At 42.2% G+C, this 17126-nt stretch carries 12 protein-coding genes and 1 tRNA gene; 3 read left to right on the top strand and 10 right to left on the bottom strand.

The genetic code is table 11. From position 1 onward, the window contains the following. Positions 1 to 87: 87 nt before the first annotated feature. On the bottom strand, positions 88 to 1188 hold the full coding sequence (recF, locus tag R8806_RS19945; protein ID WP_124316812.1) for a DNA replication/repair protein RecF: 1101 nt from the start codon (positions 1186 to 1188) through the stop codon (positions 88 to 90). A 218-nt stretch (positions 1189 to 1406) separates the two neighbouring features. On the opposite strand from recF, the gene R8806_RS19940 reads away from it, so the two are divergent. Beyond that, on the top strand, positions 1407 to 2093 hold the full coding sequence (locus R8806_RS19940; protein WP_087421725.1) for a tetratricopeptide repeat protein: 687 nt from the start codon (positions 1407 to 1409) through the stop codon (positions 2091 to 2093). Between the two features lie 363 nt (positions 2094 to 2456). On the opposite strand, the gene tig is transcribed toward R8806_RS19940, so the two are convergent. From tig to R8806_RS19915, 5 genes are all read right to left on the bottom strand, one after another. Beyond that, on the bottom strand, positions 2457 to 3809 hold the full coding sequence (gene tig / locus R8806_RS19935) for a trigger factor (protein ID WP_124316590.1): 1353 nt from the start codon (positions 3807 to 3809) through the stop codon (positions 2457 to 2459). 76 nt (positions 3810 to 3885) lie between these two features. Then, positions 3886 to 3967, bottom strand: a tRNA-Leu gene (locus R8806_RS19930). A 64-nt stretch (positions 3968 to 4031) separates the two neighbouring features. Continuing rightward, positions 4032 to 4763: an LPS export ABC transporter ATP-binding protein gene (gene lptB / locus R8806_RS19925; RefSeq protein ID WP_087421723.1), complete on the bottom strand. Its 732-nt coding sequence runs from the start codon at positions 4761 to 4763 to the stop codon at positions 4032 to 4034. Positions 4764 to 4832: 69 nt separating this feature from the next. After that, positions 4833 to 7325, bottom strand: a complete 2493-nt coding sequence (locus R8806_RS19920; protein ID WP_124316589.1) for a DUF5686 and carboxypeptidase-like regulatory domain-containing protein — start codon at positions 7323 to 7325, stop codon at positions 4833 to 4835. 102 nt (positions 7326 to 7427) lie between these two features. Next, complete coding sequence (locus R8806_RS19915) at positions 7428 to 8393, bottom strand: KpsF/GutQ family sugar-phosphate isomerase (RefSeq protein ID WP_087421721.1); 966 nt, start codon at positions 8391 to 8393, stop codon at positions 7428 to 7430. A gap of 236 nt (positions 8394 to 8629) precedes the next feature. Here R8806_RS19915 and recQ point away from each other — a divergent pair, with 236 nt between their 5' ends. Further along, on the top strand, positions 8630 to 10804 hold the full coding sequence (recQ, locus tag R8806_RS19910) for a DNA helicase RecQ (RefSeq protein ID WP_124316591.1): 2175 nt from the start codon (positions 8630 to 8632) through the stop codon (positions 10802 to 10804). Between the two features lie 27 nt (positions 10805 to 10831). Here recQ and R8806_RS19905 read toward each other — a convergent pair whose 3' ends face one another. Beyond that, a complete protein-coding gene (locus tag R8806_RS19905) occupies positions 10832 to 11494 on the bottom strand; it encodes an MgtC/SapB family protein (protein ID WP_164719616.1) in 663 nt (220 codons plus the stop codon). Positions 11495 to 11612: 118 nt separating this feature from the next. Between R8806_RS19905 and nhaD the strand changes: the two genes are divergently transcribed. Beyond that, the gene (nhaD, locus tag R8806_RS19900) at positions 11613 to 12902 is read left to right on the top strand and encodes a sodium:proton antiporter NhaD (protein ID WP_124316587.1); all 1290 of its coding nucleotides are present in this window, start codon (positions 11613 to 11615) and stop codon (positions 12900 to 12902) included. A gap of 60 nt (positions 12903 to 12962) precedes the next feature. On the opposite strand, the gene R8806_RS19895 is transcribed toward nhaD, so the two are convergent. The 3 genes from R8806_RS19895 to R8806_RS19885 form a co-directional block, all read right to left on the bottom strand. Continuing rightward, positions 12963 to 14231, bottom strand: a complete 1269-nt coding sequence (locus tag R8806_RS19895; RefSeq protein ID WP_124316586.1) for an adenylosuccinate synthase — start codon at positions 14229 to 14231, stop codon at positions 12963 to 12965. Between the two features lie 42 nt (positions 14232 to 14273). Further along, on the bottom strand, positions 14274 to 14726 hold the full coding sequence (locus R8806_RS19890; RefSeq protein WP_087421717.1) for a Fur family transcriptional regulator: 453 nt from the start codon (positions 14724 to 14726) through the stop codon (positions 14274 to 14276). Positions 14727 to 14810: 84 nt separating this feature from the next. Beyond that, on the bottom strand, positions 14811 to 17018 hold the full coding sequence (locus R8806_RS19885; protein WP_087421716.1) for a RelA/SpoT family protein: 2208 nt from the start codon (positions 17016 to 17018) through the stop codon (positions 14811 to 14813). Positions 17019 to 17126 lie beyond the last annotated feature (108 nt).

The following is a 17126-nucleotide window of genomic DNA, read 5'->3' as shown; positions in this document are numbered from 1 at the left end:
ATCCCACTAAATTTAGTGATTTATGATTTACGATTAAGTGATTCTTTCTCACCTACTAGCACGCTTTAATCATGGAATCATAATAAATTACAAATTCATCACTTCTCCTCCTTCGACATGAAATATCTTGTATTCCATGACATGTTGTTGCAAAATTTCGTCAATATGTTCACGATTGGTATCTGTAACAAAAACCTGACCAAAGTCCGTGCTTGAAACAATTTGAATGATTTGGCTTACCCGGTCAGCATCCAGCTTATCAAAAATATCATCCAACAGTAACAATGGCTTCACCCCCTTCTGTTTCACCAAGTAAGCAAACTGTGCCAACTTCAACGCTGTCAGGAAACTCTTCTTCTGCCCTTGGGAACCCAACTTTTTCACGGGATACCCTTCTAGGCTCAAGTTTAAATCATCCCGATGCACACCCACTGTCGTATAAGTCAATATCCGGTCCCGCTCGAAACTACCACGCAATGAAGTCGGGAAATCATCATTCTTTATAGTCGTCGAATATTCCAACATAACCTTTTCCCTTCCCAACGAAACCCGGTCGTAATACACCTGAAACATCCCCTCCAACTCGGACACAAAAGCCCTACGCCGTTCAAGAATGACACGCCCGCTGTCCGCAAGTTGTTCGTCCCACACGGACAACATATCCGCATCAATGGATCGACCTGCGTATTCCTTCAAAAAACTGTTTCGCTGCATCAACACCCGGTTATAGCGGATCAACAATTGCAGGTACTCCTTATCACACTGGCTGATCACCCCGTCAATAAAACGCCTTCTCTCCTCACTGGCACCATCAATCAACACCACGTCCGCGGGTGAAATAATAACTAATGGTAACAACCCGATATGATCAGAAAGCCGGGTATAAGCCTTTTTATTCTTTTTAAAAATCTTCTTCTGCCCCCGTTTCACCCCGCAGTACACGTCAATCTCCTCCTCCCCGTAATCATATTGCCCTTCAATCACGAAAAAAGCCTCCCCGTGACGTATATTCTGCGCATCGGGCAAGTTAAAATAGCTTTTACACATCGACAACTGGTACACGGCATCCAGAATATTGGTCTTCCCCACACCGTTATTCCCGATAAAACAATTAAACCGGGGACTACACGTGACACTCGCCTCGGCGATATTCTTATAGTTGACAATATTCAAGTTCTTTAAAATCATTCACTTCAACTGTTAGTGGTTACAAGCAACAAGTTCCAACGCAGACGTGAAACAGATGACCAAAAGTAAGGAAAAGAAGGATATAATCCGCCAGACAGATAATTTTTTGCATAAAATTTCGTGGAGCCCCTTTTGGTATCAAAAAAAAAATTAATTTTGCACGTTGACAAGCGATACGTCTAGGAATAAGAAAAGTAAATAACAAAAAACATATAAACATGTCAAAAGAGAAACAGAAACGTGCGGATGGCTTTGAACAAATTGAAGAAGCCACGATTTCGACCGAACAATTTATCGAGAAAAATCAAAAATTATTGGTAAGAGGTGTACTCGTTATTATCATCGTGGTAGGTGCAATCTTGGGATATTACAGATTCTACAAAGCCCCGATGGAACAAGAAGCGCTGAAACAAATGTTTGTTGCCGAGAATCTTTTTGAAAAAGATTCCTTCAATATGGCTCTTAACGGTGATGGAAACGCTCCCGGTTTTTTGGAGATCATTGACAAATACAGCTCTACTCCCAGCGGAAACTTAGCTAACTATTACGCGGGAATCTGCTATTTACACTTGGGAGACAACCAAAATGCCATCAAACACTTGGAAAAATTTTCTTCTGATGATGTAATTTTCTCCAGTATGGTAACGGCAAATTTGGGTGACGCTTATATGCAGTTAGGCGATTTCAAAAAAGCTTCCAGCTATTATCAAAAAGCAACTACCGGAACGACCAATATGGCTACAACCCCGGTGATCATGATGAAAGCCGGACTTGCTTTCGAAAAAGCAAACGACTACAAAAGTGCGTTGAACATGTACGAAAGATTGGAAAAAGAATTCCCCGCTTCATACGAAGCCCGTGACATCGAAAAGTACATCACTCGTGCCAAATTGAACATGAAATAAGAATTCTGAATTACTGATATAAAGCTATCCTATGAAGGATAGCTTTTTTTATGTCCATTTCTTATTTCCCAACCGATTTTCCGCTTTCCCATATTTCAAGTAACTCGCATATATATTACTGGTAAGTTGCACCGGTGTCTCGTTAATATATCAATCAAACATCAGTAAAAACACGACAAAGAATCAACTGTAAACATCGATAACCTTTCGTTAACCTTTCGTTGACCTATCGTTAACCTCTTACCGAAACTATAGTGAGACTATAGCGAAAGTACGGAGCATCACAGGAACATTTCCGACAAACTTTCAGGTAAAAAAATAACCCCGCCTCAACGAGACGGGGTCACCATTATATGGTCTTAATTACTTTTCGAACAATTTGCCGAAATCGTCCATGGATATTTCTTGTTCTTCCAGTTTCACGCCCTCCTTAATAACACTGAAAATCTTATTTTCCAATGCACGGTCGTAAAGACTGGCACGTTGTTTCTCATTCTCAAGCAAACGAACGGCAAAACCATCCAATTGCTCGTCAGATAAACCGTACAATCCGTATTGTTGTAATTGAGCAGCGGCAACTTCACGCCCAACAGCCTTCATGTCTTCGTCTTCAACTTTTATGCTATTTTCCTTGATCATATCCCCCTTGATCAACTGCCATTTGAATTCATCCCGGTAAGAATCGAAATCTTTATCGACAGCCTCTTGGGTCAATTCTTTATTGGTAGCCAACATCCAGCGTTTCAAGAATGTCTCCGGAAGAACCACATCCTCGTTTTTCTTCAACATCTTGTCACGAGCGTCTACCGTCAAACGGTACTCGCTATGAGCTTTGAACTGTTTAGCCAAGTCTTCTTTCACGCGGGCACGGAACCCCTCAACGCTCTTCACATTACCTTCCCCGTAAACTTTATCAAATAAAGCCTGATTTACTTCTGCCTCAACGTAACGTTTGATCTCGCTGATGATAAAACAGAAATCAGAAGTAATATGCTCGGCTTCTTCCTTGCTTACTTGTAACAAAGCGGCATAATCCGTTTTATTCGGATAAGCTTTTGACGGATTGAAAATCACCTCGTTTCCAGCCTGCTTACCGGTAAAGATTTTCACCTGCTCTTCATCCTTCATGTGTTCAACAGATAAAGAGGCATCCTCAACATGAATTCCACCTTCTTTCGGTTTTCCATCTTCTCCCAACTCGATCAACTCACCCTTCACGTATTCTGATCCCTCAATCGTGTCAACCGGGGTCAATTCGCCATTACTCTTGCAGATGCTTTCAATCTGTTTGTCTATCATTTCATCATCCACCTTGATGATGTAATAAGGAACTTTCTCTCTTTTGCTTAACTTCACGTTCATCGCGGGAGACAAAGCAATATCATAAACGAACTCGAAACTTTCCTCGTCCAGATTCAACTCTTTCTGTTCCGTCTCACTCGGAAGTGGTTCACCCAAGATATTCAAATCGTTCTCTTGGATATAATTAGACAAACTCTCTCCGATCAACTTGTTGATCTCCTCAATCAAAACGGCTTTACCGTACATTTTCTTGATAATCCCGAAAGGGGTCTTTCCTTTCCGGAAACCATCAATCACCGCTCTCTTCTGGTAATCTTTCAACGCGTCGCTCACGCGAGTTGCGTAATCATCCTTATCCAATTGAATCTTAATGGTTGCATTAAGATCGTCGATTTGGTTCTTTGTTACATTCATACTTCTCTATGATAATACAATAATTGATAAAACAAACAAAAAGGCCACCTCATTGTAAGGCGGCCATCTCTTCAAGTGCGGGCGAAGGGACTCGAACCCCCACGCCTTGCGGCACTAGATCCTAAGTCTAGTGCGTCTACCAGTTTCGCCACGCCCGCTTGCTATTTTGACGGTGCAAATATATTGCTTTTTCGTGAAAAGCAAAACGATTTGACCGTTTTTTTATTTTTTCCTGCGTAATTCAAAGTTTTTTCCCAGATAAACCCTTCTAACTTCCGGATCATTAGCCAAATCCTCCGCAGAGCCGGATTGTAAAATCCGCCCGTCATACAACAAATAAGCCCGATCGGTGATACATAATGTCTCCTGCACGTTGTGATCCGTGATCAAAATCCCGATATTTTTCTCCTTCAACTTGATCACGATACTCTGGATATCCTCCACGGCAATCGGGTCCACACCGGCAAAAGGTTCGTCCAACAGGATAAACTTCGGGGCAATCGACAAAGCCCGCGCAATCTCCGTACGCCGACGCTCACCTCCCGATAATTGAATTCCCTTGCTCTTGCGAATATGCTGTAAACCGAACTCATCCAACATCTCCTCCAAGCGGTGACGCTGGTAATCCTTCGGTAAATTACTCATCTCCAAAACGGCCTTAATATTATCCTCCACACTCAACTGCCGGAACACGGAAGCTTCCTGGGCAAGATACCCCACTCCAAGCTGGGCTCGACGATACACGGGTTCCGTCGTGATCTCCGTGTCATCCAAGAAAATACGTCCCCCATTCGGTTTAATCAATCCCACTATCATATAAAATGACGTGGTCTTTCCTGCCCCGTTCGGTCCCAATAACCCGACGATCTCCCCTTGTTCCACGTTCACGGAAACTCCTTTTACCACCGTACGGCTCTTGTATTTTTTTACTAAGTCCTCAGCTCTTAATTTCATATCTTACTATTTTACCGCGCTAAGATAGTCTTTTACAATTGAAAATTGAAAATTGAAAATTGAAAAATATCAGAAATTTAGATGTAACGAGAAATTGATAGCGAAATTATCCACATCCTGCCCCGAACGATCCCCGCGATGCGTTAACCGCCAGATAGCATCCACCCGGATAAAACGAAAAATATTCTCAATACCGACTCCAGCTTCTATATAAGGTTTCGACACGGAAGACATCCCCTCCGGGAACCGGAAAATAGCATCCGTGTTAGGCAGACTACCGTTATTCTTATCCGACAACGTACCCCACAAAGCCTTCACGGTTGCCACCTCTCGCCATTTCAGCCGTTTCATCAACGGAATCTTGCTCAAGAAAAATCCTTTAAAATGATGCTCCCAGAACACGGCTCCCCATAGATCGGATGCGAACTCGTAGAAATTCATACAAGAGAAAGCGTAAGGATCATAAAAATAGGTGGCATTCCCCTCGTGTAACTTCAACAACGGATAAGGAACCTTGTTAAATATCTTTCCCCCGGATAACATAATATCACTGTACCCTAACGGGGCAATATTAAAATCATGTTTCACGGACAATTCCAGACGGTAATACTCGTAATCCCCGTTCAATATATCTTTCAACCCTGCTACCAAATCAATTCCTACGATCGGGAAATCCGACCCCATGGAAACTTTATCAAAGGTCTGCCGCACGACAATCTCATTTCTGGACAAACGCGTTCCTAAACGGAACTGAGTGGTATGAATCTGATCCACGACCTCCCCGTTCGGGCGGACAAAATCAACGTATTTAGTGGGGAACATCTGGCGGTATTCCAAGGCAAAAGAATTCGAAAATCCCTGCCACCACTCTTTCTCGTAATGCACGTCAAATGAATTAATCAACGTCAACTTTTCATTATTTCCCCTAGAAAAGATGGAACTTAATATATTACCCGTGGTAAAGGCATTTTCGCTCGCCCCTAACTGCAACACGTCATGTTTCCCGCTAAAAGTCAACTTAGAAGTCGGTTGATTATTAAAGATATACTCGACAGTCCCGCCTCCTTTAAACTCCCCGTCTTTCGTACTGTACGCCCCATACCCGGAAAGTCGCACGTGTTTACTGAAATCACTCGTGGTCTTCACCCCCAGTTGAAAACGACACCCCTCCAGCTTGTTAAAACTGACCAACTTATAATAAGGTCCGAAACCAATATATTTCGTGTTATAATATCCCAACAGAGCTGTTTGGATAATATCGTATATATTTTTATATAGCGGGACATTCTTAATCGAGTCCACCATATTATATATATTCTGCTCTTTTTCACTTAACTCGTAAGGACGCACCGATTGCCAGTAATTTTCATCACTTTGAAGTACATCCTTATTAATAATCACATCATTATCCAACTTCTGTATCTCGGTAGGAATATCCTCATTTATCCGCACATTAGAGTAGTCTATCTGACGATGTCCCATAAACGAGATTAACTTGGACGAATCCTTCATCTGCACGGTAAAATCGGCCAATATCTTGTCCTGTTTTAAAAACCAGGTGGAATCGTTTATCAACTCGTTCGTGTTCTCGATAGCCAAATCCCGAATCCAATTCACATTCAACCCTTTCGCCATTCTCAACCGGGCAGATTCCAACGCCCATGTCGTCGAGTCAATATTTACCTCCCCGTCAAATACCGGGGTTGACTTTCCTTTAGGGTGAAAACGGATCTTGTATATCTTTCGCCCCTCCTTCTGAACACTATCCACCAGAAAATACTTGTAATACATCAACCCGTGTTCGCTCAACGGGCTGGCGAAATTCACCTCGAATATATTAATGTAATTATCATACAAGTTGACATTCACATGTAGATGCCCCGTGAACTGGGCCAGACTGTAATCCTCCTCGATACCCGAAATCCGGCTCGCTTTCACGATCTCTCTTGATAATTTAGGAGAACGACGATAGTAATAATCCGCCGAAGCCTCGGAAATCATCACGGGTAAATAGGCCTTTCCCGTGATGGCCGAAGTGTCCATATACTGGAAAATAAATCCGAAATTTTTCTGTAACTTCTTATTTTTAAACTCCGGTTTCATGTTCGCAATATCCAGTTCCATCTTCGTATAAGTGGTATAACTGTACGATTCCTTCTCGGCCGGGTTATTTTTTTTCTTATTCTTTGAAATATTCCGCAAGATCGCGTGAGCCGGATTCTCTCCGGGTTTTACCTTCACCTCGTCCAAATGAGTCACGATCGGTACCAGTTTAAAATCAATCGTGTTGAAAGCTCCTTTCTTGACAGCCACGGTCTGGCGTTCATAAGAGACAAAAGATGCCATAATTTCGCTGACCTCCTCCCGTGTCTCAATATCATAATTCCCATCGAAATCAGTCGTGACCCCAATCGTGGTACCCACAAACACGATACTCACCAATGGCATCGGCTCCCCCGTTTCTGCATCCACTACTTTTCCTCGAACCTTCGTTGTCTGCGCCTCTGCAACAGACACCCACGCCAATAACAACAAGACAAAACACAACTTCAAATATTTCATTACAAAAAAATTTACGATTTCAGATTCACGATTTCAGATCAGGAACAACCATTCAAGATGAAGATAATACCTCATTATAAATCATCAATCACAAATCATACATTAAACCACTCCTTCACGCAATATGTCGTGTATGTGAACCATTCCTTTGTAATGACGATCTTTATCAACAACAACCAGTTGAGTGATACTATTCTGTTCCATCATCCGGTAGGCATTATACGCCAGTTCGTCCTCCGATATTGTCTTGGGAGATTTTGACATGACATCCTTTGCCGTCAACCCGTCCACATCATCGTATTTCTCCATCATCCGCCGCAAGTCACCATCCGTGATAATTCCTTCCAAACGTTCTTCCCCATCCACGATAGCCACCGCTCCCAAACGTCCTTTCGACATGGCCAAGATCACGGGGCGGATTCCCGCTTCTCTCGTAATGCAAGGCCGATTCGTTCCATCGTAAACATCCGACACCCGCGTGTACAAACGCTTTCCTAAACTTCCGCCCGGATGGAATCTCGCAAAATCCCTACTTGAGAAACTGCGACACTCTACCAAACACATTGCTAATGCATCTCCCAGCACTAACTGTGCCGTAGTTGAATTTGTCGGAGCTAAATTTAAAGGACAAGCCTCTTTTTCCACTTTCGCTTTCAGCACATAAAGCGAGTTCTTAGCCAGAAAAGAGTCCGTATTTGACACCATTGCCACGATATTATTATTTCCGTTATTCCGTATCAACGGGATCAAAACTTTTATTTCCGGAGTGTTTCCACTCTTAGAAACACAAATTACCACATCCTCTTCCCGAATCATTCCCAAATCACCATGAATAGCATCCGCAGCGTGCATAAACACAGCCGGAGTTCCGGTGGAATTCATCGTTGCCACGATTTTTGTCGCGATAATTGCACTTTTTCCAATACCAGTGATAATCACCCGCCCCTTATTTTCATAAATTAATCTAACGACCGCCTCAAAATCATCATCGATGTAGTTTATCAAATTTTGAATAGCTACTGTCTCATCTTGAATCACTTTGCGCGCAACCGATTTTATATCTACCATGATTATCTAATTATAAATATTCATTCAAAAGTCGTCCTTAAAGCAAAAAAAGAAAAAAACTATTGCACTTATCATTTTTTGCTATAACTTTACTAGGGACAAAAGTATCATTTTTTATGATAGCTCAAAAACGAGTGATGATAGATTTATTATAGAAGATTTTGTTTGTAGAAACAAATTAAGTTATAAATTTGCGCACCCGTGTAAAAATGGGGTGTGTGAAAATAAAAAAAACAATGGGATTGCAAATAGATTTACATGCTAAATTAAAAGAGTATTTCGGCTTTGATAACTTCAAAGGGAACCAGGAGCAGATAATAAAGAACGTCCTCGCCGGAAACAACACGTTTGTACTGATGCCAACGGGGGGAGGAAAATCTTTGTGTTACCAGTTACCAGCCTTGATACTTGACGGAACAGCAATAGTGATATCACCACTAATTGCTTTAATGAAAAACCAGGTTGATGCTATGCGCTCATTCAGCGCATCGGAGGGAGTTGCCCACTTCATGAATTCGTCTCTTAGCAAAAATGATATTCTAAAGGTGAAAGAAGACGTGTTGAGTGGTAAAACAAAACTATTATATGTAGCCCCAGAGTCACTGACCAAAGAGAGTAATATTGAATTCTTACGGAAAGTACATATTTCCTTCTTTGCGGTGGACGAAGCACACTGTATATCCGAATGGGGACACGATTTCCGTACCGAATATCGCAAGATCAGACCGATCGTGGAGCAAATCGGAAAAGCGCCGATTATCGCTTTAACAGCAACCGCTACCCCGAAAGTCCAACACGATATTCAGAAAAACCTGGATATGCTGGATGCCCAAGTGTTCAAGTCTTCCTTTAACCGTTCCAACCTCTATTACGAGGTTCGTCCGAAGGTAGACCCGACAAAAGATATTATCAAATTCATTAAAAACAATGAAGGCAAATCAGGTATTATCTACTGTCTGAGCCGTAAAAAAGTGGAAGAACTCACGGAAGTCCTTTGCGTGAACGGAATCAAGGCTGCTTCCTACCACGCCGGGATGGATGCCTCGGCCCGTAGTGCCAATCAAGACAAATTCCTAATGGAAGAAGTCAATGTCATCGTGGCAACAATCGCTTTTGGTATGGGTATTGACAAACCGGACGTACGATTCGTCATCCATTATGATATTCCGAAAAGTCTTGAGGGATATTACCAGGAGACCGGAAGAGCCGGACGGGACGGAGGTGAAGGATATTGCTTGACATTTTACAGCTACAAAGACATCCAAAAACTGGAAAAGTTCATGCAGGGTAAACCGATTGCCGAACAGGAAATTGGGAAACAACTTCTCATGGAAACCGTTTCCTACGCAGAAACTTCTCTTTGCCGCAGAAAAGTACTGTTACACTACTTCGGTGAAAACTATGATGAAGAAAATTGCGGGGCCTGTGACAACTGCCTGTTCCCGAAGAAAGAATTCGAAGGAAAAGAATACTTGATCGATGCCTTAAATGCCATCCTTGAAGTAAAAGAGAAATTCAAGGTGGACCATATGGTAAATATTCTTCTCGGGGAAACCGATTCCATGATAAAATCGTATCATCATGATGAACTGGAATCTTTTGGTGTCGGTTCTGAAAAGAACGCACAGTTCTGGAACATGGTATTCAGACGCGCTTTAATTGCTAATTATATAGAAAAAGATATTGAACAATACGGGGTCATAAAATTAACTGAAAAGGGCCACGAATTTTTAAAAGAACCTAAAGACTTTATGCTGATGGAAGATCATAATTTTGAAGAATCAGAAGAGAAACTTCAGGAAAAAGGGGGAGTATCAGCACTCGACAACACTTTATTTGCCATCCTGAAAGATTTACGGAAAAAGATTGCCAAGAAGAACAATCTACCACCGTACGTGATTTTCCAAGATCCGTCCCTAGAGGATATGTGTACCAACTACCCGATCACGTTGGAAGAACTGGCCAACATTCAAGGTGTAGGCACAGGGAAAGCTCAAAAATACGGACAGGAATTCGTAGAGGTAATCAAACAATACGTTGAAGACAACGAGATCGAAAGAGCGCAAGACTTGGTGGTTAAAACTGTTGCCAACAAATCGAAATTCAAAGTATATATCATTCAAAATATTGACCGCCAAATTGATTTGGAAGACATTGCCTCTGCAGAAGGCCTTACCTTCGAAGAACTGATCAAAGAAATGGAAGCCATCGTTTTCTCCGGGACCAAACTTAACATTGATTACTACATCAACCAAATTCTGGATGAAGAACAACAACAAGAAATCATGGACTACTTCATGGAAGCCAAAAGCGACAATATTGGAGATGCCTATGATGAATTCGAAGGCGACTACTCTGAAGAAGATCTTCGTCTGATGCGACTGAAACTACACTCCAAACATGGAAATTAAATAAAAAGCGACCTAAGGTCGCTTTTTTTATTCCATCCGATCAATCATCACATCCGGCAAATGCTGTATAAACTGGAATAGCAAAGTTTCATCTCCAGTCTTATGGGTTCGAATAACCATCGTCACCCGGTAAGTAGTCATATCTCCCAACTTGGACGACTCGGTAGAGTAAGAACTGATCGTATGCTTTTTACGCTTTATCTCATCGGTAACCTCCTTGATCACCTCTTGACTTGTTGTCGTAAATATTAACAATACATTTCTCTGGCTAATCTTTTGGAAAATATATCCTAAACCTTCCAACCCCAACAAAGTCAACAACATCGCACTGATTCCCAGCCAATATTGTCCGGCTCCAACTGCAAGTCCAATGGCAGAAGTAGCCCATATCCCGGCAGCCGTGGTCAATCCTCTCACGAATAACTTCTGGATAATAATAGTCCCCGCCCCCAAAAAACCGATACCACTCACCACTTGAGCCGCAATACGACTCGGGTCAAGACCGATCCCCGTATTCCCAAGAATATCCCAAAAACCGTATTTTGACACGATCATAAAAAGCGCACTACCTAAGGCCACCAGAAAATGAGTCCTAAATCCCGCCTCCTTCGCCCGGTATTCACGATCCAAACCTATGATGGCCCCTAAAACTCCGGCCACTAACAACCTAAAGAAAAAATCCCATGTCATCATATCCGTATCTACTTTACTCTATTCTTATCTTCACACAAAGATAAACCAATCTACGCAAAATTGCGTATGAAAGATACAATACGATTGAAAAACTTCATTAACCCAACAACAAGACATGACATTGTTACTCGTAATTCTGTTTATTAGCGGCTACATTCTGATCGCCCTCGAACATCAGACCGGAATCAGTAAAAGTGCCATAGCACTCCTTCTAGGAATACTATTATGGACTTTCATCCCACATACTGACAATGAAATTATTAACCACCTCGGAGATACCGCCGAGATTTTATTTTACCTGCTCGGGGCCATGACAATCGTGGAATGGATTGACACCCACAACGGGTTCACCTTGATCACGAACCATATCACCACACGCAATAAACGAAAATCATTGTGGATCATTGCCTTGATTACTTTTATCATGTCTTCTGTACTCGACAACTTAACCACAGCCATTGTCATGATCATGTTACTTCGCCGCCTAGTTAACGAGCAACAAGAACGATGGATATTCGGAAGTATCGTTATTATTGCCGCAAACGCAGGTGGAGCATGGACCCCGATAGGAGACGTTACCACGATTATGCTTTGGATTAATGACAACATAACCTCTCTGAATGTTATCCACCACCTGTTCCTTCCAAGCCTGATTTCATTAATTATTCCATTGGTCATCATGACTTTCCGGTTACAAGGAGAAACACAGCCTCAACAAGCAACAAACACGAACACAACCTTAGCCATCAGTCGCAGAGAACAAATGACAATCCTAAGCGTCGGTATTGCCAGCCTCCTATTCGTTCCTGTTTTTAAAGAATTCACGAATCTCCCCCCATTCATGGGAATCATGCTAGCTTTAGGAGCCGTGTGGACATACACGGAAATTCTCTATAATCGAAAAAGAAACCTTTCCCCGGAAAAGATACACCGGATTCCATCCATACTTACAAAAGTTGATTACAGCACCCTCCTATTCTTCTTGGGAATCCTTATGGCTGTCGCTGCCTTACAAATAGCAGGCATACTTGACCAAATGTCCACGTTCTTAAATGACAAAATACACAACGTTTACCTAATAAACATGATCATAGGTTTTCTTTCCTCTGTGATCGATAATGTTCCACTTGTCGCTGCCGCCATGGGGATGTATCCCTTGACTCACACAAGCGGTGCCTTATCACCATACCTCATGAATTTCACGACGGATGGAACATTCTGGGAACTCCTTGCATATTGTTCGGGAATCGGTGGCAGCATCCTAATCATTGGTTCTGCAGCCGGAGTTGTCGTTATGGGCATGGAACGCATCAATTTCATGTGGTACATGAAACACATCACCTGGATTGCAATCCTCGGTTATCTGGCCGGAATCGGTGTATATTACCTACAATCTCTTGTATAAAGAAAAAAGACCGTCCTGCCCAAACAGCAAGACGGTCTTTCTATTTTATCGAAATATTCTTTACTCCATATAGCGAATAATCGTTTGTTCTCGATCCGGTCCCACAGATACAATCTTGATCGGAACCCCGGTCTCCTCTTCCAAGAATGCCAAATAATTATTGAACTCTTCCGGAAATTCATCCTCTGAAGTCATTTTTGTCATATCACATTTCCACCCCGGTAACTCGGTATAGATCGGTTTTACTCCTTCCGTAATGTCATACGGGAAATAATCAACCTCTTCTCCATTCACCTCGTAAGCAACACAAGCAGAAATCGTGTCAAAAGTATCCAGCACGTCACTCTTCATCATGATTAACTGGGTTACCCCATTAATCATGATAGCATATTTCAACGCCACCAAATCTACCCATCCACAACGACGTTTACGACCAGTTACGGCTCCAAACTCATGGCCCAACTCACAAAGTTTTTCTCCCGTTTCGTTTTCCAGTTCCGTTGGGAATGGTCCGCTACCTACGCGGGTACAATATGCTTTGAAGATGCCATAAACCTCCCCGATACGATGAGGAGCAACACCCAATCCCGTACAAGCCCCGGCACAAACCGTGTTGGACGAGGTTACAAAAGGATAAGAACCAAAATCTATATCCAGCATGGTTCCCTGAGCCCCTTCGGCCAAAATGGATTTTTCATCATCCAGCAATCGGTTAATCTCATGTTCACTATCCACCAACTCGAATTGTTTCAGATATTCGATTCCTTCCAACCACTCTTTCTCCGCTACCGCTAAATCGTAAGCAAAGTTTAAACTTTTCAATATCTGTTCGTGACGAGCCTTCGCCTTCGCATATTTTATATCGAAATCATGTAGAATATCACCTACACGAACACCGTTTCTACTAATTTTATCCGTGTATGTCGGTCCGATCCCTTTTCCGGTAGTCCCCACTTTAGCATCACCCTTGGCAGCCTCGTAAGCAGCATCAAGAAATCGATGGGTCGGCAGAATCAGATGTGCCTTTTTGGATATATGAAGTCTTTTTTTCAAATCATGACCAGACGCCGCCAATGCTTCTGCTTCCGCTTTAAACAAAGCAGGATCGATCACGACACCATTACCGATGATATTGACTTTATCTCCTTGAAAAATTCCGGATGGAATGGAACGAAGTACATATTTCTGACCTTCGAATTCAAGCGTGTGCCCTGCATTAGGCCCTCCTTGAAAACGAGCCACGACATCATAGTTCGGGGTTAACACGTCAACTACTTTTCCCTTACCTTCATCTCCCCACTGTAATCCCAACAATACATCTACTTTCATCTGATACTATATTTTTATGAAACAAACGTGCAAAATTAATATTTATTTCTTACCTGCCAACTTACAATTGCTGCAAATACCATAAATATAAAGCATATGATGATGAACGGTAAAATCATACTTTTCTTCCACGTGTTCGACGATTTCTTCCAACCGTGAATCAGCGAATTCCTCCACTTTCCCGCACACCTTGCATACAATATGTTCATGTTTCCGGTTATTGTATGCTCGTTCGAATTGAGCTATATTATTCCCGAACTGATGTTTGATCACCAGCTTACATTCCAACAACAAATCTATCGTATTGTACAATGTTGCACGACTAACCCTGTAATTTTTATTCTTCATAAATACGTACAAGGATTCTATATCAAAGTGCCCGGAATGAGAATAAATCTCATCTAAAATAGCGTATCTCTCTGGCGTCTTGCGATGCCCTTTCTGCTGCAGGTAAGTGGTAAAAATCTCTTTTACCGTCTCCTTTATTTTTTCCATTGAGTCCAAAGCTAATTCTATTTACAACATCGCTAAGTTACAATAATTATCCGAAGTTCTATCTTTATTTAGACAAAATTTAATTTAGACATCTAAATTCTCTACCCGAGAAACGTTCTCCACACCCTTCAGAGATGCGATCTTCATCATTAAATTATTCAAGTCGGCCGTGTTATGCACGTACAAATGGATCATCCCCTCGAAAATCCCATCCTTGGTTTCAAAATGCACCGTCCTCATGTTCACGTTACTCTCTTTTGATATAATCATCGTAATATCACTCACGATTCCGATGCTATCAATACCGTTTAATTTGATCACGGCAAGGAAAGACATGATCTTGTGACTGACCCATTTCACGGGAACAATTTTGTCCCCGTAACTGGACATCAATCGGATTGCCTCCGGGCATTTCCGTTTATGCACAGTAATCTTATCCCCATCAATCTTCATGCCAACAACATCGTCACCCGGGATAGGGTTACAGCACGGAGCAATGATAAAATCAGAAGCATCATCGATAATATCATTAATTACTTTCCCCTTTTCTTCTTCTTTCTCTTTATCCGGCACGGGCTTATCCTTGTCGCTCTTGAAGAACTGGAGTTTCCAATACTTGACAAATTTATTTTCTGACTTCTTCTTTAAGGCTTTACGCACCTCCTCTATGTCCAAATGTCCTTTAGCAAGACTCACGTATAGATCATCTTTATGCTGCAACTTCAAATGTAATAAAGCCTTATTCAGATTTTCCGCCCCGAAAGGCAATTTCATATCTTCCAGCAATTTTTCAAACATGGTAGTTCCGATACGAATTTGCTCTTTTTTCTCTCTCCGGAAAACCATAAGTATATTATTCCGAGCCTTAGCAGTAACGATAAAATCAAGCCAATCACTCTGTGGCTTCTGTTTATCGCTGGTCAGCACCTCAACCTGGTCGCCACTCTGTAACCGATGACTCATCGGGACCAGTTTGTGATTCACCTTACCGCCTATACATGAATTCCCGATCTCCGTGTGAATATCATAAGCAAAGTCCAAAACAGAAGCTCCTTTCGGAAGTGTTCTCATCTCCCCCTTCGGGGTAAACACCCGGATCTCCTTGGCAAAAAGATTAAGTTTAAATTCATCTAAAAATTCCAACGCATCAGTTCCCGGCTGCTCCAACATCTCCTTGATACCCGCCAACCACTTGTCCACCTCGTTACTCGCTTCGGCATTATCCCCCTTGTATTTCCAGTGTGCAGCCAATCCCTTCTCGGCGATCTCATCCATTCGACGAGAACGAATCTGTACCTCTATCCACTTTCCTCCAGGCCCCATGACGGTAAGATGTAACGCCTCGTAACCATTAGCCTTCGGAACACTTACCCAATCCCGAATTCTCTCCGGCTTCGGACTATACATATCAGTAATCAACGAGTAAATATTCCAACATTGCCATTTCTCCGGTTGATTATCCTTCGGATCGAACACGATCCTCACGGCAAGCAAATCATATATCTCTTCAAAAGAAATGTGCCTACGCTGCATCTTGGACCACACAGAATAGACACTTTTCGTTCGTGCTGTTATATCATAATGATACCCACTCTCTGTTAAACGCTCCCGAATCGGAGCAATAAATTGCTGATACAAACCGGTATGTTCATCCCGGTAATCATGAATTCGTTTCTCCAGTTCCTGGTATTCAACCGGATTCTCGTACTTCAGACTCAAATCCTCTAACTCCGTCTTGATCGCATGCAATCCCATACGATGCGCCAAGGGGGCATATATATAGAGTGTTTCACTCGCTATCTTCACTTGTTTATGTTCCGGCATGGAATCAAGCGTTCGCATATTATGCAAACGGTCAGCAATCTTGATCAGAATTACCCTCACATCATCTGCTAACGTCAGAATCATCTTACGAAAACTCTCGGCCTGCTTGGTCGTATTAGACCCCATAACCTCGCTAATTTTCGTCAACCCGTCAACGAGTGAAGCTATTTTAGGGCCAAAAAGATTGGCAATATCCTCCACCGTGTAATCGGTATCTTCCACCACATCATGCAGGAGTGCAGCTACAGCCGATTTCGTACCCAATCCGATCTCCTTTACCGCAATCTTCGCCACGGCCAAGGGATGCAATATATAAGGTTCCCCTGACTTACGTCTAACTCCTTGATGAGCTTCCCGGGCAAATTCAAATGCCCTGCGAATCATTTTCACACTCTCCTCAGTCGTCCCCTTTCGCAAAGATTTTATCAAATCATCGAAAGCCGTTTCAATCATTTCCTGCTCGTCCATAACCTAAAACAATTTTAAATTTTAGATTTTAAATTTTAGATAGAAGAAGACAGCGATTCCATTCATTCTAAATTCTAAACTTTAAATTCTAAATTATTGAATCTCTAT

The organism is Butyricimonas faecihominis, from assembly GCF_033096445.1.
In the GTDB taxonomy this organism is placed as follows: Bacteria; Bacteroidota; Bacteroidia; order Bacteroidales; family Marinifilaceae; genus Butyricimonas; species Butyricimonas faecihominis.
This window is presented reverse-complemented; position numbering and strand designations above follow the sequence as displayed.